The following is a 20034-nucleotide window of genomic DNA, read 5'->3' as shown; positions in this document are numbered from 1 at the left end:
GGCGGCAAATATGCCGCCTTTTTTGTTAGTTCAAAACGACAATTGCCGCGTTCAGTGCGGTCGCCAGCGATAGCCATATGAGATAAGGCACGAATAGTAGCGCCGAGATACGATCTGGTCGCCATGCGCGAAGAATAAACAGAAGCACGCAAAGCCAGACCCCGATGATTACGACAAGTCCCAGCACTGTCATATGAGCGCCAAAGAAAATAGGCGTCCAGATGAAGTTTAAAATCATCTGACCAAACCATGATCCGTGCCGCTGCCACCCACTGTCACTTATCCATGTACGCCAGCCTGCAATGGCAATGAAGATATAAAGTATCGTCCAAATGGGGCCAAAGGCGGCGTTAGGCGGGGTAAACCACGGCTTTTGAAGCGATGCATACCATTCGCCCGGCGGGAAACCGATGCCGATTGCCATTCCGACAACAATAATGACGAAGGCGAAGACGGCCAGAAGCCCCAATTTTTGCATATGATTACTCCAGTCTATCCGCTGATCCGCGACGTAACCCAATAGCCAATATAGGCTGACACTGCAGACAGAACAGTGCCCCAGATCAGGTCTGCAATCGTCAGGGTCCACGACCAGTTTTTCAAGGTGGCCTGATTGGTCAGATCATAAGTCGCATAGGCGACAAACCCCAAAAGCGCTCCATGAACAAGCGTAACTGTGCCACTGCCAGCAACAAGTCCGGGCCTCACCGCGAAGAAAATCAGTCCGAACACGAAGATCACATAGAAAACGATAGCCGGTGCAAGACGAAAACTCGGCGCAAGCATGTCGCCCATGACAGGGCGGTAAAACACATTCGCCATGTTGGATAACCACACGGAGTCGATTGCCAAGAATGCAACCGCCGTCACCATATAGGCGATGAGATAATCTTTCATCGATCGCTCACTCTCTTATTTGATGCGGGTCCAGCCCACATTGCGACACAGGAGGCCAGCCAAAACGCAGCCATTGGTCGTCATACTATCGCCGTCGACTTTCACGCTGATCTTGTAGGTCAGGTTGCGTTGCGGGTCGAAAGCAGTGCCTGAATATCGCCCGTCTGCAGTCTCGTTGATACTCATCACCAGCCGGTCGCCAGTTTTCTCTTTGGGTGTTCCAGGCTTGATCCATGTGTTTGTGGCGCAGATATCCTTGCCGCATCCGGCAATTCTTACCCGCGCGTTGCCATCCCCACGCGCCCAGTTGCCGTTGATCTCAGCCGCATGCGCCGAGAAGGAAAACAACACCGTCATCATGCTGATCGTCAGTATCCATTTCATCGACGCCTCCTCCGTCAGTGGGTATGGAGCCTAAGCATGTTCAATCGTATAAAGGCCGACATTGATCGCGCCTTCCTCAAACCCACCTTCGCAATAGCAAAGGTAGTATTCCCAAAGCCTACGGAATTTATCATCAAAGCCAAGCTTTTCGATTTCCGGCCAATTGGCGATGAAGCGCTGACGCCATTCGGCAAGTGTCAGCGCATAAGAATGACCGAAATGCTCGGTATCCGTTAACACCAGACCGGCCTTAACAAGATCGCGCTCAAGCACTTTGTCTGACGGAAGAAAGCCGCCCGGAAAGATGAACTTCTGGATGAAATCGGCTTTGCGGCGATAGTTTTCGTAACGCGTTTCTTCTATCGAAATGACCTGCAAGACGGCTCGACCGCCGGGCTTGAGACATCGCTTCAGGGTTGCGAAATATTCCGGCCAATAGGCTTCGCCAACGGCCTCAAACATTTCGATCGATACGATGCGGTCAAACTGACCTTGCACATCACGGTAATCCTGCAGGCGAAGATCAACGGCGTCGCTTTTCCCAACCTCTTTAACCGCAGTTTGCGCCCAGGCGAGCTGCGATGGAGACAGGGTTATTCCCGTCACATGCGCGTCGCCATATTCTGCGAGATAGCGCGCCAAGGCGCCCCAGCCGCAACCGATTTCAAGTATCTTTTCGCCGCCCTCAAGCGCCAGTTTTTCAGCAATGCACTGCAACTTCTGCTCCTGCGCATTCTCAAGGCTATGCGTCGTCTCATTCCAGATCGCAGATGAATAAAGCATCGAAGGATCGAGCCACCGGGCATAGAAATCATTGCCTAGATCGTAATGCGCTTCGATGTTGCGGCGGCTGCCGCGCCGTGTATTGGCGTTGAGCAGATGGCCGATACGGTTTAGCGCCCGCATCCAACCCGACCCACGCAATGTGGAGAGCAGCGTATCGCGATTGCGCGCTGCAAAGCGGATGACTGAGGTTAGATCAGGTGATGTCCATTCGCCTTCGATATAGGCTTGCGCAAAGCCAATATCCCCACCCGTCAGCAACCGGCGCAGGCTATTCCATTTAACGATTGCGATCTTGGCTTCTGGTCCGGGTGATGGACCATTGACAGCAATAACCTCACCGCCGGGCAGCGAAAGCACCAATCGACCATGCTGGACCTGTTTCAACAGCCGTTTCAACACAATAGCTGAAGGGCTGAAAGCAGGTCGTTCGATCCGGCTTGATGCGGATAGTGGATGATATTCGTCGAGCTGGCTCATGCGGCCTTGTTCCTCTGCTGGACGGTCTCGTTACGAACAGATGTGATGGGAGTGTCAGGCGCTGCGGGTCGTTTGCGTAAACCGATGCCCTTCAACCAGATTTTCAGCGCTTCCCAGTGAATACCGCCCACCACTTTCAGGGTGAGAAATGGAATTGCGAAGAAGGCACTCAACAGGGCGGCGTCGCTCAGTTCAACCCGACGTGCCAGATGACGAGCCGTCAAAAGCAGGCCTTCATCGTCAAAACTGTTGATGCGGATGGAGAGCCTGTCTGTGGGGGGGGTGACTTCAAACTCATATAGCAGCTTCATATCCATGAAGGGCGAAACGTAAAAAGCCTTGTCACAGCTTTGCACGATGCGTCCGCTTGATGCGTTCTCGACGGGGATCATGTAACCGTGGCGCTGGCGGAATGTGTTATCAACTTCCCAAAGGATCGCCACGAGTTCGCCGCCACGATTATAGCAGAAGAAAACGCTCAGCGGATTGAAAGCCCAGCCTGCAATGCGCGGCATGGTGAGCAGGCGGATCGCACCGCCATCAGGCGTTACTCCGGCTGCATCCATGGCACGTTCGACCTGTTCGCGCAGCGACACAGTCGATCCATCGCCTCTGTCTTTTCTGTAGAAAGAAAACAGATTAAAACGGTCGAGAGAGAACAGCTTCAATTTACCGTCAAGCGCTTCCAACTCGTCGAGATCAAGCAGGAGCGAGTAGATTTTATAGGCCAGCTTGTGAACCTTGGGCCGCAAACGCGCGTGGGTCACATGCCCGGGGAACAGTGCCGACTGGAAACGTTCGGTCATGCCAACGCCCTTTCCCTGACCGGCAAAGGCTGGCGAACGATACGGGCGCTTTCCTGCTCGACCTGCCACGGGCGGCGCAGGCCGCCGAGATCTTCTGCCACGGCAAGACCTGCCTGAAGCCCATCCTCATGAAAGCCGGAGCCGAAATGCGCACCGCAAAACCATGTCCGGCGCTGTCCCTGCAATGACCAGATTTCCTTCTGCGCACGATCCGTTGCCATGTCGAAAATCGGATGCTCATAGATCTCGCGACGGATCACCAGTTCCTCACGCGGCGCACGACATGGATTGAGTGTCACAAAAGTCTCGGGCGCCTGGCCCAGCGGTTGCAGGCGGTTCATCCAGTAAGTGATGGATGGCTGCGCCGGGCCATTGGCTGCGTTGGTAAGGTAATTCCAGCTCGACCACGCCGCCCTGCGTTTGGGCATCAGCGACATATCGCTGTGCAACACCGCTTCATTACGTGAATATTGAAACGCGCCGAGAATGCGGCTTTCATCCGCGCTCGGATCGGCCAGCATCCGCAAGGCCTGATCGGCATGAGTGGCGATCACGACATCGTCGAAGACATGGCAAATACCGCTTCCGTCAATCAATTCGACAGAGTTTTCAGAGCGTCGAACGGATTTGATCGGTGTCGAAAGCCTGATCCGGTCTGCATAGGGTTTGGTGATACGCTTTACATATTCCCGGCTGCCGCCGGATACCGTACGCCAGATAGGCCTGTCACGAAGAGCCAGAAGACCATGATTGCAGCAAAAGCGAACGAAGCTTGCGGCCGGATATCGCCCCACTTCCATCGCAGGAGTGGACCAGATCGCCGCCGCCATCGGATAGAGATGATCTTCCCGGAAAGCCCGGCCATAACCATTACGTGCTAAATAATCATCCAGAGAAATTCCGCCCATAATGGCGAGGTCTTTTGGTGCATTGCGATAAAATCGCAAAAGATCACGGATCATCGACCAGAAGCGCGGGCTAACCAGATTGGAGCGCTGGGCAAAGAGTCCGAGGCCCGTGCCGCCCGAATATTCATAAGCACCATTTCCGACTGAAACGGCAAATGACATGCTCGATGCCGCGGTTGGAACTTCAAGTGTGCGAAACAATGCAGTCAGATTTGGATAGGTCACTTCATTATAGACGATGAACCCGGTATCGACCGCGACCGGACCGAGGCTGCTCTCAAACTCAACAGTATTGCTGTGGCCGCCGATGCGATCCGATGCTTCGAACACAGTCACATCATGGCGTTGCGAAAGCAGCCATGCAGCCGACAATCCGGAAATCCCGCTGCCGATAATCGCGACCCTGAGACGTTTAGAGCTGCCCGAGTGGTTCGTGATATCCATAGTCCCTCTCTTCACCGCATGCTTGGGCCGCGTGTTTGCTGCATTTTCATCGTTTTACGTTTTGAGAAGGGGTTTGGTTCAATTGGCGGCCAAACTTTTTTCATTTTTTTGAGCTGCTTACGAAACCAAACGGCCGGACCGAACGTATTGGATGAAGAAAAAGCGAACTCTCGGCTGAAGGTCCACCATGCAACCCGGTCTGCTTTTAATTGTTGCCATCAGCCTGTCTGCCATCATGGCTCTCGCGTGGGCGCTTGAAAGAAAGAGCGGCAAAAGCGGCTGGATCGATGCCATCTGGTCATTCTCTGTAGGTTTAGGTTCAGTCATAGCTGTGATGCTTGCGGATGTGACATGGCAACGGCGCTCCGCGATACTGATCCTCATTCTGGCGTGGTCGCTTCGCCTTGGCTTACACATAGCGCAGCGAAGCATGGGCCATGGTGAAGACCCACGTTATGCAAAGCTGATAAAAGAATGGGGAGAAAATGCTTCTTCCCGCCTTTTCTGGTTTTTGCAGATACAGGCTCTCGCAGCCTTCATGCTGGTTCTGGCGGTCTATCTCGCTGCTGTTAGCCGCCCCGCTTTTCCATCTTTATGGGATATAATCGGGGTAGTAATCATCGCCATAGCATTGATTGGTGAAGCCCTGTCAGACGCGCAGCTCGCGCAGTTTCGCAAAACGCCAGAAGCCAAGACCGAAATTTGCGAAACCGGCCTTTGGGCCTATTCCCGACATCCGAACTATTTCTTTGAATGGCTGTTCTGGTGTGCGTGGCCGCTGATGGCGATCACCGCATCGCCATGGAGCTGGCTGTCACTGCTCGCACCGCTCCAGATGTACTGGCTGCTGGTGCATGTCTCCGGCATCCCGCCGCTTGAAGAACACATGCTGAAATCGCGCGGTGAAAAATTCCGTGCCATGCAAAGCCGGGTCAATGCGTTTTTCCCCGGTCCCCGAAAAAGCCCCGCAAGATCAGGAGCCTCAACATGAATATGCTGGCATATGCAATCAATGCTGCAGAGCGCGTTCCTCTGAGCGATACCATCACGCTTGCGGGTATCGATTATCTTTGCGCCCGTACCAAACGTCGACTGGCTAGGACATCTGAACAGATCGAGCTGGATTTCCTGAAGACCATGAAGGATTTCCCGGTCGCTACCCATACGGATGATGCCAACCGCCAGCACTACGAACTGCCGTCACAGTTTTTTGAATTGGCACTGGGTCCGCAACGCAAATATTCCTGCTGCTTTTATCCGGATCAGAACACCACGCTTGAGGAGGCGGAAACCTATGCGCTCAGCGAAACTGTGCGCCATGCCGGTATCGGCGATGGAATGGACATTCTTGAGCTTGGTTGTGGCTGGGGTTCATTGTCGCTTTATCTCGCTGAAAAATTTCCCAACGCGCGGATCGTCTCCGTTTCAAACTCCGCCTCACAGCGCGCCTATATCGAAGCACAAGCAGCAACGCGCGGTCTTAAGAACCTCACCGTTATTACAGCCGACATGAACGATTTTTCCATCGACCCGCGCTTTGATCGTGTGGTTTCGGTGGAAATGTTTGAACATATGTCGAACTGGCAATCCTTGTTTGAACGCGTACGCGGATGGCTTCATGCAGATGGACGATTGTTCATTCATGTCTTCACGCATCGCGATCGTTCCTATCGCTTTAACCATGAAAATCCTGCCGACTGGATCGCACATCATTTCTTCACTGGCGGCATCATGCCTGCCTTCGACTTGCCGCATCGCTTCGACGATATTTTCACCGTCGAGCAGGATTGGCGCTGGTCTGGACGCCATTATCAGCAAACAGCTTTGGATTGGCTGAACAATTTCGACAATTCGATTGATCAGATCAGGCCAATTCTGCAACAGGTCTATGGGCAGGATGCCAGTCTTTGGGAACGCCGCTGGCGGCTGTTCTTTCTGGCGACTGCCGGACTGTTCGGCCACGAAAATGGTGATATCTGGGGCGTCGGACATTACCTCCTAAAGCCCGTCAAATAAGGATCATTCAATGACTGCGAATGCGCTTGTCTGGTTGCGTAACGATCTGCGTCTTGCCGACAATCCTGCCCTTCAAGCCGCCGTTAAGCTGGGTGGCAAGATCACAGCGCTTTATGTGCATGAAACCAATCCGCAATTGCGCGCACCCGGAGGTGCCGTGCTCTGGTGGCTGGAACAGAGTCTCAATTCACTCGAAAAAAGCCTCAACGACCGTAATGTCGAGCTGCTGGTGGCACGCGGCGATGCACTCGATATCATCGAGAGCCTGATTGAAGAAAACAGCTTCGATACGGTGTTCTGGAACCGGCGCTATGCGCCGCAGGAGCGTGATGTCGATGCAGTCGTCAAATCCACGTTGAAAGACAAGGGGCTGAATGTAGAGTCTTTTGCAGGCAATCTTCTGGCTGAGCCCTGGGAGATCAAAACCGGCAGCGGCGGTCCTTATCAGGTCTTTACACCTTATGCCAAAACGCTGCGTCAGCAGGGCGTAAACCGACCGCTCCACTCGTCTGACTGGAGAGCCGAACCATCGACCCTCAAGCACAAACCGGCAAGCGAAGCTTACAAGCAGCCTTTCTGGTCAAAAAAGATGAATGGCCTGTGGGAGATAGGCGAAGCGGCTGCCATCGATCAGTTATATCATTTCTTCGATGAGACCATCCGCAATTATGCCGGCGACCGTGATCGTCCGGATGTCGAAGGCACATCGAAACTTTCGCCGCATCTGCGCTTTGGTGAAATCAGCCCAAGACAGGCATGGTATGCTACGCTTTCGCTGATGGATGAGCATCCGGACACACAGACCGGCGGTGAAAAATTTCTCTCCGAACTGATCTGGCGCGATTTTCACTATCACCAGCTCTATTATCGTCCGGACATCGCTGAAAATGATATGCGCGATACGCTGGCTGACGTTCAGTGGCAGAGCAATCCACAAGCGTTCGAAGCCTGGAAAAAGGGTAATACCGGCGTTCCAATGATTGATGCCGGGATGCGCCAGCTCTGGGCTACTGGCTGGATGCATAACCGCGTGCGGATGCTGGTAGCGTCAGTCCTAAGTAAAAACATGCAGGTCGATTGGCGCGACGGCGAAAAATGGTTCTGGGATACGCTGGTGGATGCAGATATCGCAAGCAATCCAGGGAGCTGGCAATGGGTTGCAGGTTGCGGCATGGACGCGGCACCCTATTTCCGCGTGTTCAATCCTGTATTGCAAGGCGATAAATTCGATACCGGCGGCGGATATGTGCGCGAATGGGTGCCAGAAATCGCCGCATTACCGGATCGTTGGATCCATAAACCCTATGCTGCACCGGAAGACGTGTTGCAGAAAGCGGGCATTGTTCTTGGCAAAACTTACCCGCTTCCCGTTTTCAAGGCACCCAAAGCGGGTAAATAAACCCGCTTACTGCGTCTAAAGTTAAGACAGGATAATTGGAACCACTATATCCGACGCAAAGCCGCTTCGCACTTTTGCTGGAAATGCTTTAAAACCTCTGCATCAACCGACGCGCGGCAAGCTCGCTGCGCTTCAGATTTTTGTAGATATCGCGTTTCGCAGCATGGAACTCGCTGACCAAGCCTTTCTGCGGCGCAATCGTTTCAGCGATTGCGCTCATGCTGGCAGCAATTTGAGCGAGATCCGTTTTCTCAAAGGCGCTAGCGCCCGCGATGCCAGAGCCAAGCAGAACCGGCTCGGCAGAAGACGGCAGGGATACTTCCAGCCCTGTCGCATCAGCCAATATCCGACGCATGAGCGGGCTGCGCGCAGCACCCCCACTCACGATTATTGTACGGATTGGAATATCTTTGGCAGTCAGTGCATCAAGAATATCCGCCGTGCCATAGGCCAGACCACAAAGTCCTGCAACGAACAGACAAACCAGATTTTCCCGCGATGCATCGAGCTTGATGCCCGTTATGGTACCGGTCGCATCAGGATCGGCGTCTGGCGCGCGGTTGCCCAGAAACTCCGGCACAACATGCAGTCCCTTTGCCAGCAGCGCTGTCTTTGAAAGCTCACCTGTCGCATCAATAGCCAGCTGTTCAAGGTAGTCGAGAAGTGACAGGCCTTTGGCTGCCGCTTCCTTCTCAGCCTCAGCCTTATAGGGATGCATACCGACTAGATAATCAGTCGCGGCACCAAATGCCGACTGCCCACCTTCATTAAGCCAAAGGCCGGGCATCATGGCGCCCCAGTAAGGCCCCCAGACACCATCCACAAATGCAGGTTTCTCGGTAACACTCATCGTGCAGGCAGAAGTGCCGATAATCAGTGCCAGCCTTGACCGCATATCGACGGCGTTGTTCTCATCCGCACTTCCCGCGATTGTGCCGACGCCGCCGGCATGTGCATCGATGAGCGACGCACCGACCGCCGTACCGGGCACAAGCCCCAGCTCTTTTGCGGCCTGCTCAGTTAACCCCTGCCCCAACGGGGTGGCGATATCGACAATGTCGGTTCCAATACGGGCAAAACCTTCATCAGCCAGAACACCGAGGCCAATGGTGCGGAAGTAATCCTCATCCCATCGCTTTTCGTGTCCAAGAAAAGTCCATTTGCAAACCACCGTGCAGAGCGAGCGTGAGTGGCTTCCGGTTGCACGGTAGGTCAGATAATCAGGCAAGTCGAAGAAGAGACCGGCGGCGTTGAACGTATCAGGGTTGTTTTCCTTCAACCAAAGCAGCTTCGGCGTTTCCATTTCTGGTGAAATGCGCCCCCCGACATATCGCAAAACGGGATGGGCCGTCGCATTGATACGTTCGGCTTGTTCGCGGGCGCGATGATCCATCCACACGATGATGTTTCGCTCCGCGTCACCGGCAGGGCTCGCAGGCAATGGATTGCCGTTTTTGTCGAGAATGACCAGCGAACAGGTCGCATCAAAGCCGATGCCTTTGACGGATTCCGGGGCGACATTCGCCAGCTCTAATACTGCTGCCACTGAGCTGCAAACGGCCTGCCAGATATCTTCCGAGGATTGCTCGACAATATCCGAACCCTGCTTCCACATGCGGATATTTTGCTTGGCACTCGCCAGCAACTCTCCATCGCGTGTAAACAGCCCTGCCCGCGCGCTGCCCGTGCCGACATCAACACCCAGAAATACGTCCACCTTATGCCTCCCATGCAGGCAAGTTGCGCCAAATCGGCACTCCTTGCAGCGTCTTGGCTACAACATCGGTTAGAAAATCGGAACCGGTTTTTTCTGCTCTATTGCAATGGCGCACCATTGGCGCGCGTCCCGCAAAGATGAACTTCAATGCCCAGCTGGTGTGCGAGACTTGCCTTGGCCAGCATTGCATCGTCTGCCGCAGAAACATCATGCGAATAGACAACCTGTATATGGTTGGCCTTATGACGTGCCATCATCTGATCACGGGTGACGCCATAGAGCACACCGTGCATCATCGGCCATTCTCGATTGGTGAGATTCCAGCGTCTCTCAGTTTCCTGAGGAGAAAGCGCCACCGCCTTTCCGCGGCCGATATCCATTTTAAGCCGCCCATCTTCCACATAGATGCGCGACCAGACCAGCTCACCGGGTTTTGCGATACCACGAAGGGTGCCACCACCTTTACCAAAAAACATCGGAGGCTGCCGCACAGAATCCGATCCTCGATAGCCACCCTCATGATGAGCAGGCGGCGCTGCACCTGAAATCTCAAACACCCAGACATATTCATCTGTCGTCCCGCCTCGATCCATATCACCCCAACGCAGATCATGAAGTGTGGTCTCGACCGGCTCACCAAGCGCACGATGCAGGCGATTGATCATCAAAGCATCAAGACCCGCGCATTCATCCACTTCATTGAAATGAACTACGGCCTTACCTTCACGGATGATCTCTCCTTCTGCGTTGCGCACAGGCGGACGATCCTCGTTATTAAGAAGTCCTTCAACGAGGTCGGATGCTGGAAGCAGATCTTTCAAGCCTTGCTGATACTGGATACCAATCGTCTCGCATCCAAACTGCTCTGCCATTCGTACAGCAGCGATATAGGTCTGGCACTGACCAAGCACCTGTGCTTCCGTCAATTCCTGCGCTTCATCTTTGCCAAGATGAAACGTCATTCCAGCATCGAGCAACCATTGATAGGCTTGCCGAGCATCCTCCTGAGAAACATTGATCGCAGCATGATAGAGCGCCGACTGCGAGAGGCGTTCTTTGAAAACACCTATCGGAAACAATAGCTCATCGGGAATGATCGCATTATACATTCCCATGCACCCCTCATCGAAAATGCCCATGATGGATCTGTTTTCGACAAGGTCTTTTGCAATGTGCGAAGCTTGCTCAACCAGATGCACCGGCACAGTCGCATGGTTAAACGACTTCACATGAGATGTATCATGTGAAGCAATCTTACCTGTTTTCAGCCACTCATCGAGCTTGTTCAGAAACCACTGATCGGTGAAATCTTCACTCCAAAGCGACGCATATTCGACACCCGCCTTTGTCAGTGAGCCGTTAAGATTGAGCAGGCCAACCAGGCCGGGATAGGTTCCCGACCAGTTGGCGACTGTCAGGATCGGACCACGATGAGCGATGAGGCCTGCAAGAATATTCTGGGAATATTGCCAGACCGCTTCCGCAACAATTAGCGGTGCATCGCGATTGATCTTCGCGAAAACCTCAATGCCCTGCTTTTGCGTTGCAATGAAACCGTGGCCGGTTTTTGGATCGATACCGTGTCCGCGTACCGCTTTCCTGCCAAGTTTCTCGATTGCCGCAATGAGACGGCTTTCCATATTAGCCTGTTCAGGCCAGCATTGAATATTCGCGCTTTCACGCAAGTCGCCATTGGCGACGAGAATGATATCCTGCATGTGGTCGTCTCCTCCAGAACCGATGCTTGTCCTCTACCAGCAGTTCAACTGCTCATCAGACAGGCCCGGTTGATCCCAAAGGCCAGACGCTCTGCAACTTCTCACCAGACAAGATACGTTCGCGGCATTGGATTTCACCATCACCATTGGCATCTGCATCGTCGGCGATAACGGCAACCAGTTCTTCAGGAATGACCACTACACCCGAAATATCAGCGAAAATCACATCGCCAGGACGCACACGAACACCATTGATGTTCAACTCGACCTGCGACTTGGTCGGCTCCATACGTCCAGAAACCCCGACCGGGCTAACGCCACGCGCAAAAAGCGGGTAATCAAGCTTCTTCACTTCGGCAATATCGCGCACCGTACCATTGACGATTGTTGCAGCAGCACCGGCAGTTTTCGCACCAGTCGACATCAGCTCGCCAGTGCCAGAACCTTCAGCACAGGATGCGTCCACCAGCAGAATGCCTCCCTCGACGACATTGTCGATTGTGCCGTGATAGACATCCTGCGGCTGGCCGGTTCGCGTGCTTTTTTCATAGAGAACAGTATGAACTGGACCGCAGATCACCTGCCCCGGCTTCAGTTCGCTTTGCAGGCTCAGTCCCTGCAGAAAGCCATAAAAGCCATGCTTGTCCATGACATCCTGAATATCGCCCGAATACCAACACGACAGGCGTTTGATCGCATCCCAGTTGACGCGCGAATAATCATAGCTGCTCATTGTTTTGTTCTTCCGTTTTAGCCCGTTTCAGGCCTGTTTCTGGATTGTCTGATCGCCTGTTCGAGATAAGCCGTACTGTTGGTGATGTGTTCGCGCATGGCTTCGCGCGCATCGCTGGCCTTACCTGCTGCAATCAGCCCGTAAATATTCTCATGCTCGGCCAGCCCCGCGCTCAGTTTTTTGCTCGGAACCCGGCTCGATACTTTGATGACCTCTGAGATGAGCGAATGAAGATTGCCGTGCAGTGACGTTAAAATCTCATTGCCCAAAGATTGCACCAAAGCCCGATGGAAAGCCGCGTCGCCTTCGGCGAAACGGGAGAAGTCATTGTCATCGGCAGATTTCCGCATGACATCGAGTGCTGCCGTCACTCCATCACGCAGTTCTCCCTCGCCAGAAGCGAGGCGCCCCGCAACATCCACTTCGATCAGGCGACGCACATCCATGGCCTGAACGAGATAGGACGAGTCACGCGCAAAAAGTGATCCAACTGACGATACCAGTGAGTCCATGAACTCGCTGACATCATCCCGGACAACTTCAGCTCTTTCACCGTGGCGACGCCGCACCAGCCCTTTGGTTTCAAGAACCTGCATGGCTTCGCGCACAGATCGCGTGCTGACACCGAATGTCCTGCCAATCTCGGCCTCAGAAGGCAGACGTTCTCCCACCTGAAGCTCACCAGACAGAATGCGTGCCTCTATCGCGGCAACAATATGCATATGCAACTTGCCGCGATCGACATGAGGGGAAATTGAACCAATCACCATTTTACCGCTCCGAAGCCGCGATTATCGCGTTTTATTTACATTAGAGTTATGACATATGTCATATGTAAATTCGCATTTCATGTCAAGGTTTTGACATAATCAGGTTCTGGTTTCAGCCTCCTCCTACTCGGTATTATCGAGCTTTACCAAGCAGTAAAGCCGCCATCCACAACGACATTCGAACCCGTCATGTAAGACGAAGCGTCGGATGCGAGGAAGCGGATGATACCGTTATATTCATTGATCTCAGCCTGGCGACGCATTGGTACGCGATCAAGGAACGCATCGATAAATTCTTTATCGAAGCTCGCAGTCTTCACACCACCGAATGAAATCAGGTTCACACGAACGTTCTTCTCACCCCAATAGGTGCCGAGATAGCGCGTAAGATTGATAAGTCCCGACTTGGAAGCGGCATAGGAAATTGCTTTGATGAACGGCTTGCCGTCGCGTTTTTCGCGATAGGAATAGAGCGCCTGGTTTGGCGAAACGAGACCGTAGATCGAACCGACATTGATGATTGAACCGCGACCTTCGGATGCCATGTGGCTACCGATAACCTGACTGGTCAGCATAACGCCGGTCAGATTGGTATCGATAATCTCATCCCAAAATTTCTGCGGATAGACTTCAAACGGCGCATTCTGCTCTGCCGAACCGTCTGGCTTTGAATCGATACCCGCATTGTTGACGAGTACATGCGGCACGCCCCAATCAGCGATCAGCTGTTTGGTTGCAGCTTCAAGGGCAACCTTGTCTGTGACACTTGCCTCATAAACGCGGATACGATCTTCAAGTCCCGGAAACTTTTCAGCAATCTGCTGCTTCGTGAATGGGCGACGGCTGAAGATTGCCACCTTCGCACCTGCTTCAGCCAAAGACTTGGAAAACTGCGTTCCGAGCTGCCCAAGTCCGCCTGTCACAACCGCAACGCGGTCTTTGACACTAAAAATATCAGTCATTGTAGGTTCTCCTCGCAGATTTTACGCTTTGGCTGAGGCGTCGATTGCTTCGCGCGCGCGACGATTTCCTTCGTTAAGGAACATCACGTCATTGCCCATAATAATCATGTCCACGCCCTTCTTTTTGAGCGCAGTTACGCTTTCGGCGACCGGTGGAATGCACGGCGCCATGACCTTGATGTCTCGCGCGTGGCACTTTTCGATAAGCTCGCTCAGCTTCTCATCGACTTCCGGATGCGACATGGAATAGTCGATCGAAATGCGGCGCGAGATCGAGTAGTCGGCTGGGCCGAAGTTGATGACATCAATGCCTTCGACATCAAGAATTTCATCGATATTGTCGAAGAACTCGAAGCTCTCAGCCATCGGGATCACGAGCTTGTTGGCATTCTCGCGTTCCATGTAGGATGACCACTGGAAGCCCGGCCCGGCAAAACCCGCGGCACGACATGAAGCGTCGCCACCACGACGGCCGTAAGGCGGAAACTTTGCCGCCCGGACGATTGCACGAGCCTGCTCTGCAGTGTTGACCTGCGGTACGATAATGCCGGTTGCGCCGATTTCCAGCGACTTGCGGATATCCCATTCATTCGTGCCGCGAACACGAACCAGCGGTGCGATGCCCGAAAGGAGCGCTGCCATCACCAGCTTTTCCATATGGGTATCGACGTTGACGGGCGTATGCTCGGCATCGATGAAGGCAAAATCCAAGCCCCAATTACCAGCAACCTCGATTGCTGTCGTCGAACCGGTGTAGAATGTTGTGCCGAACGTCGCTTCGCCATTGCGCAGCTTTTCAGCCAGTTTCAGATTTTCAACTACAGGCACTGCTCTCTCCTTGAGTCAGTAGTTATGTGGGGAATTAATGATTGCTGGTTCACTTCACATCCGAGGAAATAAACGCCTGCAATTCAGGCGTTTTCGGATTTGCGAAGAGTTCTTCGGAAAGCCCGGCCTCCCAGACTTTTCCCTGATGCATGAAGACGGTGTGGGTCGCGACACGACGGGCAAAACCCATCTCGTGCGTTACCAAAAGCATGGTCATGCCGGTCTTGGCGAGTTCAGCGATGGTCTTCAGAACCTCGCCGGTCAGTTCTGGATCAAGTGCAGAAGTCACTTCGTCAAACAGCATGACTTTAGGCTTCATTGCCAATGATCTGGCAATCGCCGCACGCTGCTGCTGGCCACCGGACATAGAGTCTGGATAGGCATTCTTCTTTTCCAGCAAGCCTACTTTCGACAGCACTTCTTCGACCAGCTTTTCCTGCTCTGCCTTGGACACATTCTTCACAAGACGCGGGGCCAGCTTGATGTTTTCAGCGACGGTGAGATGCGGAAACAGATTATAGCTCTGAAACACCATCCCAACTTCCTTGCGCAAATCGCGTAGACCCTTGTTGGTGCCATCAAGCCTATGCCCAACCACTTCGATTGAGCCGGAGTTGAATGGCTCAAGCCCGTTGATGCAGCGTAGCATCGTGCTTTTGCCAGAACCCGACCGCCCGATAACGGCAACGGTTTCACCAGGTTCAACCGAGAGGTCCACACCTTTAAGAACAGGCAGAGAGCCGAAAGATTTTTGCAGGTTATCAATGCGCAGCGCTGGCATTTTTCTGCTCCTTTAATTTCTCGCTCCACCACGACAACGGGTAGCAAAGGGCGAAGTACATCACTGCGACCGTCAGGAAGACGTGGAAAGGCTGGAAGGTCATATTGTTGAGAAGCTGTCCGGCGCGGGTAAGCTCGACGAAGCCGATCAAAGCCGTCACCGACGTATTCTTGATTACCTGCACCATGAAGCCGACTGTTGGGCCAAGTGCTATGCGAAAGGCTTGCGGCAGGATCACATAGCGCAGCGTTTGCGTACCGCTAAGCGCAAGTGAATCCGATGCTTCCCACTGAGCGCGAGGGATCGATTCAATGCAACCGCGCCAGATATCTGCCAGAAATGCTGTCGTGTAGATCGTCAGCGAGATTGCTGCAGCTGCCAGCGGCGGAAAGTAGAAGCCAAGGAAGCTAAGACCGTAGAATGATAGGAACAGCAGGATCAGAAGTGGTGTTGCCTGCACGAGCTGAATGTAGCCCATGATGATCCAGCGCAGCCACTTTGGTCCGAGTGAGCGACCCAGTGCAAACAGCAATCCGAGAATGCCACCGCAGACGAAAGTGATAAGCGAGAGACCGGCTGTCCACCAAAGGCCCTGGATCAGAAACTGAATGCTTGTCCATCCGAATGACTGGATCATGGCTTTTGCTCCTGAACGTCGAGCATCAGCGCCCCAGTTTCATTGCCCACATCCACGCGGCGGCGGAACAGCCAGAGACCAAACAGCATGTAGATGAAGCGGAAGAAAAACGTGATGCAGATATAGATGGCGGCCACGATCAAGAAGGTTTCTAGGCTCCTGAACGTCTGTGACTCGATCGTCCCTGCTGCCATGGTCAGCTCCTTCGCCGAAACCGCCGACACAATCGAAGTACCAAGCAAGGTCAGTGTCAGCTGGCCGGTCAATGCCGGATAGATGATGCGAAGCGCAGGAACCAAAACCACGTAGCGCATGACTTGAAACTGAGACAGGCCAAGTGCCAGACCAGCCTGAATCTGGGTCTTGGGAATGGCGATCAGACCTGCACGAAATATCTCTGCCGAATAGGCTCCAAGATTAAGTGATACAGCGAATATCGCCGCCTGATTGGCGTCCAGCTTGATCCCTGTGTAAGGCAAGCCGAAGTAGATCAGAAAGAGTTGCACCAGAAGCGGTGTATTGCGGAATGCTTCAACATAGACCGCGCCGATTTTCCTGCCCCAGCGTGGGCCATCGAAGCGCAGCAGGGCCACAGCAAGACCGATCGTAAGGCCGATGGCAATTGCCTCTGCTGACAGGATTATCGTGTTGATTGTTCCGGTTACAAGCTCGGGAGCTCGGGCTAGGACCGGAGCGAAGTCCATCTCATAGGCCATTGTGTTGATCTTTCAGAGTTAACAGCGGCGCAGAAGCGGGATTGCGAGGTGCCGTAACACTTTAACTTTTATGCATATTCTTTCATCGGGCAGGGCCTGCAAAAAGAACACGGCATGAAGGAACGGGCAGTCGCATACATTGCGGCATGCGACGCCGATCAGACAGAAAAGGCTTAGAACGTCGGGAGTTTTCCACCCGGAATAGGTCCGCCGATCCACTTCTCGTGGAGTTCATTCAGGCGACCGGTCACTTCCTGATAATAGATGAAGTTGTTCAGCCACTGATGCAGCTCAGTCGAGCCTTTACGGGTAGCCATCGACCAATAGAGCGTAAAGATCGGAACGTCTTTCTTGATCTCCAGATTGGTGAGATTGCGCTTTTTTATGATGTCTTCTGCAACTGTTGCCACCGCCGCTGTCGCATCGACTTGGCCTGAAATCAGAGCTTGCATTGCAAGCGCATCGTCATCAAAACGGACAACCTCCAGGCCTTCGATGCCATAGCCGCTCACAGCCACATCCTGAGTACTTCCCTTTGGCACCGAGATGCGCTTTCCAGCCAGATCCTGCAGAGTTTCGACCTTCATATCCTTGGCGGCAATGAAACGCATTTCATAAGCGCCATATGGATTGGTCATGAGAAATGTCTTTGCGCGTTCTGGCGTCGCAGTCATCTGCGCGATCAAAAAGTCGACGCGACCGGACTCAAGTGCCGCCGAACGAGAAGCGTTATTGACCGGCACAACTACGAGATTGACGCCAAGCGCCTTAGCCGCATCGCGTGCTACATCGACGAGAAACCCATCGGTCTTGCCGCTGGCATCAACCGTATCATAGGGCGGAATGCCCGTCAGCACCCCGATCGTTACGGTGCCTTTTCCAGTGATATCCGACAGAGACTGCGCAATCGCCGATGATGCACCAAAGCACACAACAGACGCGAAAGATGCCGCAAGCGCAAACCGCCTGAACAGTTTCGTAAACATGATTTCCTCCAGCTTTTTTGTCCAAGCACGTTCCCTGTTGCGCTTCGACTTTTCCTCCCGCGGCGTCTTTTGAATACCCTGATCCTCATCGAGTAAACGCAGCCTCTGTCATATGACTTATGTCATAAGTTTAGTCAAGCAGCTTTTGTGCTTTCATTTCTATTGAGACAAAGCTTTTGAGCACGTTAAAACAGCTGCAAAACAACAGTGCTGCGAGGGAACAGCGTTCCTCGCAGCGCCGAAGCGACTGTTTTTCAAAGGGATACCCGAGTTAAGCGCTCAACTGGTACTCAGCGCAATGCTTCTAGTTCAGCGATACGGGCTGCACTGTCTTTTTCCAGAACGCGCGTCATTTCACGAATGATTGTTTCAGCCAGCACGAAAAGTGCCGCCGATGAGTCCCATGCAGACGGCACCGCAATGCGGCCTGCAAGAACATGACGCGATACTCGCGCGATCGGCGACAGCCACTGGTCGGTCACAAGGATCACTTCCACCCCTCGCCCGCGCGCCTTCTCCGCCAGCCTCAGAAGACTATCCTGATAACGACGAATATCAAACACCACCAGCACATCACGTTTGCCCATATCAAGCAGACGATCCCGCCATACACTTTCCTGCCCGCCAAGATGAAAAACGTTAGGCCGGATAATGGTCATATGCGCTGCCATATATTGCGCGATAGGGTCGGTGAAACGTCCGCCGATCAGGTAAACATTGCCCTTGGAGTTACAAAGCGCCGCAACCGCCTGTTTAAGTTGCTTCTCGCCCAAATGCCGGAAGCTTTCGCGGATATTTTCAAGCGTGTGCTCGACAGCCGGATAGGCCTTGTCCTGCTCTTTGTCCGGCCGCGCATTGCGATGATGCGGAGATTGCAATTGTGCAGCAAGCTCATCCTGCAAACGAGCTTGAAAATCGGGATAGTTCTGGAAACCAAGACGATTGACGAAGCGCAGGATTGTCGGCGAACTGACCCCGGCCTGTGCTGAAAATTCAGCGACCGTTTTCAAACCCAGCATGGGATAATTCGCGATCAGTGTCTGCGCAGCGCTTCGCTCGCCCGCGGGCATTGCATCGATCCGTTCATTGATCAGTTCAGCGACTGTGGCACTCGTCTGCACGCTGTTTCCATTCAAGTCTGCCCTTTTCAAATTTGGGCGAAATTGTGTTTGACAAATTATCATAGGCCGTATCAAATAATCCGCAATAGCGCATAATCTGAGAAAACGTAACATAAGTTACAGCGCGGGGAACAAACAGAATGACGGACGAGCGAGAAGATCGCACGGCTTCGTGCGCGCCTGTTATTGTCGTAAATGGGGACGGCAACAGCCCTTGGTTGTTTGTCTGCGAACATGCTTCAAATTTCATTCCGGAAAGCTTCAACAGTCTTGGTTTAGACGCTGAAGCACTGAAAGCGCATATCGCCTGGGATCCCGGCGCGATTGAGGTTGCTCGTCGGCTGAGTGCAGGCTTGAACGCCCCACTGGTGGAGTCCGGGCTATCCCGATTGCTGATTGATTGCAATCGCCCACTCCAAGCCACTGACCTGATCCCGGAGATCAGCGAAACCACTATCATCCCCGGCAATCACGATCTGAGCGCGATTGAACGCACTGCACGGATCGACCTTTCACACCGGCCCTTTCACACCCGCGTCGAGGAAGTTATTGCGAAACGCGCCAAGCGTAGATTGCCGTCTTGGATCGTTACCATCCATTCTTTCACGCCGGTTTATCGCAGCGTTTCCCGACCATGGCAGATCGGCATCATCCATGATGAGGATGATCGCATCGCAAAGCCGCTGATTGCAGCGCTTGCCCAAGACAAGAACCTGAATGTCGGCATCAACGAGCCTTATTCGCCCGCCGACCGGGTCTATTACACGCTGGAACGCCACGCGCGCCCACGCAACACACCTTGCGTGATGATCGAACTGCGCAACAACGAAATTGCGAGTGCAGAAACGCAGGCGCAATGGGCCGAACGGCTAACTACCATTTTCGCGGCAATCGGAAACGATCTTGCCTCTCAAACTCAACTCAGCGGATCGAAAGCCTGAAGGAGCG

General features: G+C 53.4%; 21 protein-coding genes. 4 read left to right on the top strand and 17 right to left on the bottom strand.

The annotated features are described in order from the left end of the window. Nucleotides 1-25: 25 nt before the first annotated feature. From CEV34_RS25925 to CEV34_RS25900, 6 genes are read right to left on the bottom strand one after another with little or no spacing between them, the layout of a single operon-like run. Nucleotides 26-478: a TspO/MBR family protein gene (locus tag CEV34_RS25925; RefSeq protein WP_094544758.1), complete on the bottom strand. Its 453-nt coding sequence runs from the start codon at nucleotides 476-478 to the stop codon at nucleotides 26-28. A gap of 14 nt (nucleotides 479-492) precedes the next feature. Next, nucleotides 493-897, bottom strand: a complete 405-nt coding sequence (locus CEV34_RS25920) for a DUF2177 family protein (RefSeq protein WP_007878409.1) — start codon at nucleotides 895-897, stop codon at nucleotides 493-495. A 15-nt stretch (nucleotides 898-912) separates the two neighbouring features. After that, the gene (locus CEV34_RS25915) at nucleotides 913-1281 is read right to left on the bottom strand and encodes a DUF2147 domain-containing protein (protein WP_007878408.1); all 369 of its coding nucleotides are present in this window, start codon (nucleotides 1279-1281) and stop codon (nucleotides 913-915) included. Between the two features lie 30 nt (nucleotides 1282-1311). After that, the gene (locus CEV34_RS25910; RefSeq protein WP_007878407.1) at nucleotides 1312-2544 is read right to left on the bottom strand and encodes an SAM-dependent methyltransferase; all 1233 of its coding nucleotides are present in this window, start codon (nucleotides 2542-2544) and stop codon (nucleotides 1312-1314) included. Beyond that, complete coding sequence (locus CEV34_RS25905) at nucleotides 2541-3350, bottom strand: DUF1365 domain-containing protein (protein ID WP_094544757.1); 810 nt, start codon at nucleotides 3348-3350, stop codon at nucleotides 2541-2543. Before CEV34_RS25905 ends, CEV34_RS25910 begins: the two co-directional genes overlap by 4 nt. Next, the gene (locus tag CEV34_RS25900; protein ID WP_007878405.1) at nucleotides 3347-4702 is read right to left on the bottom strand and encodes an NAD(P)/FAD-dependent oxidoreductase; all 1356 of its coding nucleotides are present in this window, start codon (nucleotides 4700-4702) and stop codon (nucleotides 3347-3349) included. Before CEV34_RS25900 ends, CEV34_RS25905 begins: the two co-directional genes overlap by 4 nt. Before the next feature lie 187 nt (nucleotides 4703-4889). Between CEV34_RS25900 and CEV34_RS25895 the strand changes: the two genes are divergently transcribed. Genes CEV34_RS25895 through CEV34_RS25885 form a run of 3 tightly spaced genes read left to right on the top strand, consistent with a single transcriptional unit; the run spans nucleotide 4890 to nucleotide 8117 of the window. Continuing rightward, nucleotides 4890-5693 carry a DUF1295 domain-containing protein gene (locus CEV34_RS25895; RefSeq protein ID WP_007878403.1) on the top strand — a complete coding sequence of 268 codons (804 nt, stop codon included), beginning with the start codon at nucleotides 4890-4892 and terminating at the stop codon, nucleotides 5691-5693. Further along, a complete protein-coding gene (locus tag CEV34_RS25890; RefSeq protein ID WP_007878402.1) occupies nucleotides 5690-6718 on the top strand; it encodes an SAM-dependent methyltransferase in 1029 nt (342 codons plus the stop codon). Before CEV34_RS25895 ends, CEV34_RS25890 begins: the two co-directional genes overlap by 4 nt. A gap of 10 nt (nucleotides 6719-6728) precedes the next feature. Next, nucleotides 6729-8117 carry a cryptochrome/photolyase family protein gene (locus CEV34_RS25885; protein ID WP_007878401.1) on the top strand — a complete coding sequence of 463 codons (1389 nt, stop codon included), beginning with the start codon at nucleotides 6729-6731 and terminating at the stop codon, nucleotides 8115-8117. An 88-nt stretch (nucleotides 8118-8205) separates the two neighbouring features. Here the strand turns inward: CEV34_RS25885 and CEV34_RS25880 are convergent, their stop codons facing one another. From CEV34_RS25880 to CEV34_RS25830, 11 genes are all read right to left on the bottom strand, one after another. Continuing rightward, nucleotides 8206-9834, bottom strand: coding sequence for an FGGY-family carbohydrate kinase (locus CEV34_RS25880; RefSeq protein ID WP_007878399.1), 1629 nt, complete (start codon nucleotides 9832-9834; stop codon nucleotides 8206-8208). Between the two features lie 98 nt (nucleotides 9835-9932). Continuing rightward, the gene (locus CEV34_RS25875; protein ID WP_007878398.1) at nucleotides 9933-11552 is read right to left on the bottom strand and encodes an L-fucose isomerase; all 1620 of its coding nucleotides are present in this window, start codon (nucleotides 11550-11552) and stop codon (nucleotides 9933-9935) included. A 55-nt stretch (nucleotides 11553-11607) separates the two neighbouring features. Beyond that, nucleotides 11608-12285 (bottom strand): RraA family protein, encoded by a 678-nt coding sequence (locus CEV34_RS25870; protein WP_007878397.1) that lies wholly within the window; start codon nucleotides 12283-12285, stop codon nucleotides 11608-11610. Nucleotides 12286-12302: 17 nt separating this feature from the next. Continuing rightward, nucleotides 12303-13055, bottom strand: a complete 753-nt coding sequence (locus tag CEV34_RS25865; RefSeq protein ID WP_007878395.1) for a FadR/GntR family transcriptional regulator — start codon at nucleotides 13053-13055, stop codon at nucleotides 12303-12305. 143 nt (nucleotides 13056-13198) lie between these two features. Further along, nucleotides 13199-14017 carry an SDR family oxidoreductase gene (locus tag CEV34_RS25860; RefSeq protein ID WP_007878393.1) on the bottom strand — a complete coding sequence of 273 codons (819 nt, stop codon included), beginning with the start codon at nucleotides 14015-14017 and terminating at the stop codon, nucleotides 13199-13201. Between the two features lie 21 nt (nucleotides 14018-14038). Further along, nucleotides 14039-14845: an HpcH/HpaI aldolase family protein gene (locus CEV34_RS25855; RefSeq protein WP_007878391.1), complete on the bottom strand. Its 807-nt coding sequence runs from the start codon at nucleotides 14843-14845 to the stop codon at nucleotides 14039-14041. A gap of 49 nt (nucleotides 14846-14894) precedes the next feature. Beyond that, nucleotides 14895-15626 carry an amino acid ABC transporter ATP-binding protein gene (locus tag CEV34_RS25850; RefSeq protein ID WP_007878390.1) on the bottom strand — a complete coding sequence of 244 codons (732 nt, stop codon included), beginning with the start codon at nucleotides 15624-15626 and terminating at the stop codon, nucleotides 14895-14897. Beyond that, a complete protein-coding gene (locus CEV34_RS25845) occupies nucleotides 15607-16263 on the bottom strand; it encodes an amino acid ABC transporter permease (RefSeq protein WP_007878389.1) in 657 nt (218 codons plus the stop codon). The genes CEV34_RS25850 and CEV34_RS25845 overlap by 20 nt, the downstream gene beginning before the upstream one ends. Then, a complete protein-coding gene (locus tag CEV34_RS25840) occupies nucleotides 16260-16979 on the bottom strand; it encodes an amino acid ABC transporter permease (protein WP_007878388.1) in 720 nt (239 codons plus the stop codon). Before CEV34_RS25840 ends, CEV34_RS25845 begins: the two co-directional genes overlap by 4 nt. Nucleotides 16980-17152: 173 nt before the next feature. Beyond that, entirely contained in the window at nucleotides 17153-17965 is an 813-nt protein-coding gene (locus CEV34_RS25835; RefSeq protein ID WP_007878387.1) for a transporter substrate-binding domain-containing protein, read from the bottom strand. A gap of 290 nt (nucleotides 17966-18255) precedes the next feature. Next, complete coding sequence (locus CEV34_RS25830) at nucleotides 18256-19200, bottom strand: MurR/RpiR family transcriptional regulator (protein WP_268877863.1); 945 nt, start codon at nucleotides 19198-19200, stop codon at nucleotides 18256-18258. A gap of 26 nt (nucleotides 19201-19226) precedes the next feature. Here CEV34_RS25830 and CEV34_RS25825 point away from each other — a divergent pair, with 26 nt between their 5' ends. Beyond that, a complete protein-coding gene (locus CEV34_RS25825; RefSeq protein WP_007878383.1) occupies nucleotides 19227-20027 on the top strand; it encodes an N-formylglutamate amidohydrolase in 801 nt (266 codons plus the stop codon). Nucleotides 20028-20034 lie beyond the last annotated feature (7 nt).

The sequence above is a fragment of the Brucella pseudogrignonensis genome (assembly GCF_002252525.1).
Taxonomy (GTDB): domain Bacteria; phylum Pseudomonadota; class Alphaproteobacteria; order Rhizobiales; family Rhizobiaceae; genus Brucella; species Brucella pseudogrignonensis.
The sequence above is the reverse complement of the archived record's forward strand: the minus strand, read 5'-3'. Positions and strand labels throughout refer to the sequence as shown.

Excerpts from the sequence above, each read along its gene's own strand:
- CEV34_RS25850 (WP_007878390.1), bottom strand. The coding sequence starts at position 15,626 with ATGCCAGCGCTGCGCATTGATAACCTGCAAAAATCTTTCGGCTCTCTG.
- CEV34_RS25825 (WP_007878383.1), top strand. The coding sequence starts at position 19,227 with ATGACGGACGAGCGAGAAGATCGCACGGCTTCGTGCGCGCCTGTTATT.
- CEV34_RS25860 (WP_007878393.1), bottom strand. The coding sequence starts at position 14,017 with ATGACTGATATTTTTAGTGTCAAAGACCGCGTTGCGGTTGTGACAGGC.
- CEV34_RS25875 (WP_007878398.1), bottom strand. The coding sequence starts at position 11,552 with ATGCAGGATATCATTCTCGTCGCCAATGGCGACTTGCGTGAAAGCGCG.
- CEV34_RS25890 (WP_007878402.1), top strand. The coding sequence starts at position 5,690 with ATGAATATGCTGGCATATGCAATCAATGCTGCAGAGCGCGTTCCTCTG.
- CEV34_RS25920 (WP_007878409.1), bottom strand. The coding sequence starts at position 897 with ATGAAAGATTATCTCATCGCCTATATGGTGACGGCGGTTGCATTCTTG.
- CEV34_RS25840 (WP_007878388.1), bottom strand. The coding sequence starts at position 16,979 with ATGGCCTATGAGATGGACTTCGCTCCGGTCCTAGCCCGAGCTCCCGAG.
- CEV34_RS25915 (WP_007878408.1), bottom strand. The coding sequence starts at position 1,281 with ATGAAATGGATACTGACGATCAGCATGATGACGGTGTTGTTTTCCTTC.
- CEV34_RS25900 (WP_007878405.1), bottom strand. The coding sequence starts at position 4,702 with ATGGATATCACGAACCACTCGGGCAGCTCTAAACGTCTCAGGGTCGCG.
- CEV34_RS25925 (WP_094544758.1), bottom strand. The coding sequence starts at position 478 with ATGCAAAAATTGGGGCTTCTGGCCGTCTTCGCCTTCGTCATTATTGTT.
- CEV34_RS25910 (WP_007878407.1), bottom strand. The coding sequence starts at position 2,544 with ATGAGCCAGCTCGACGAATATCATCCACTATCCGCATCAAGCCGGATC.
- CEV34_RS25885 (WP_007878401.1), top strand. The coding sequence starts at position 6,729 with ATGACTGCGAATGCGCTTGTCTGGTTGCGTAACGATCTGCGTCTTGCC.
- CEV34_RS25845 (WP_007878389.1), bottom strand. The coding sequence starts at position 16,263 with ATGATCCAGTCATTCGGATGGACAAGCATTCAGTTTCTGATCCAGGGC.
- CEV34_RS25830 (WP_268877863.1), bottom strand. The coding sequence starts at position 19,200 with ATGTTACGTTTTCTCAGATTATGCGCTATTGCGGATTATTTGATACGG.
- CEV34_RS25895 (WP_007878403.1), top strand. The coding sequence starts at position 4,890 with ATGCAACCCGGTCTGCTTTTAATTGTTGCCATCAGCCTGTCTGCCATC.
- CEV34_RS25835 (WP_007878387.1), bottom strand. The coding sequence starts at position 17,965 with ATGTTTACGAAACTGTTCAGGCGGTTTGCGCTTGCGGCATCTTTCGCG.
- CEV34_RS25905 (WP_094544757.1), bottom strand. The coding sequence starts at position 3,350 with ATGACCGAACGTTTCCAGTCGGCACTGTTCCCCGGGCATGTGACCCAC.
- CEV34_RS25865 (WP_007878395.1), bottom strand. The coding sequence starts at position 13,055 with ATGGTGATTGGTTCAATTTCCCCTCATGTCGATCGCGGCAAGTTGCAT.
- CEV34_RS25870 (WP_007878397.1), bottom strand. The coding sequence starts at position 12,285 with ATGAGCAGCTATGATTATTCGCGCGTCAACTGGGATGCGATCAAACGC.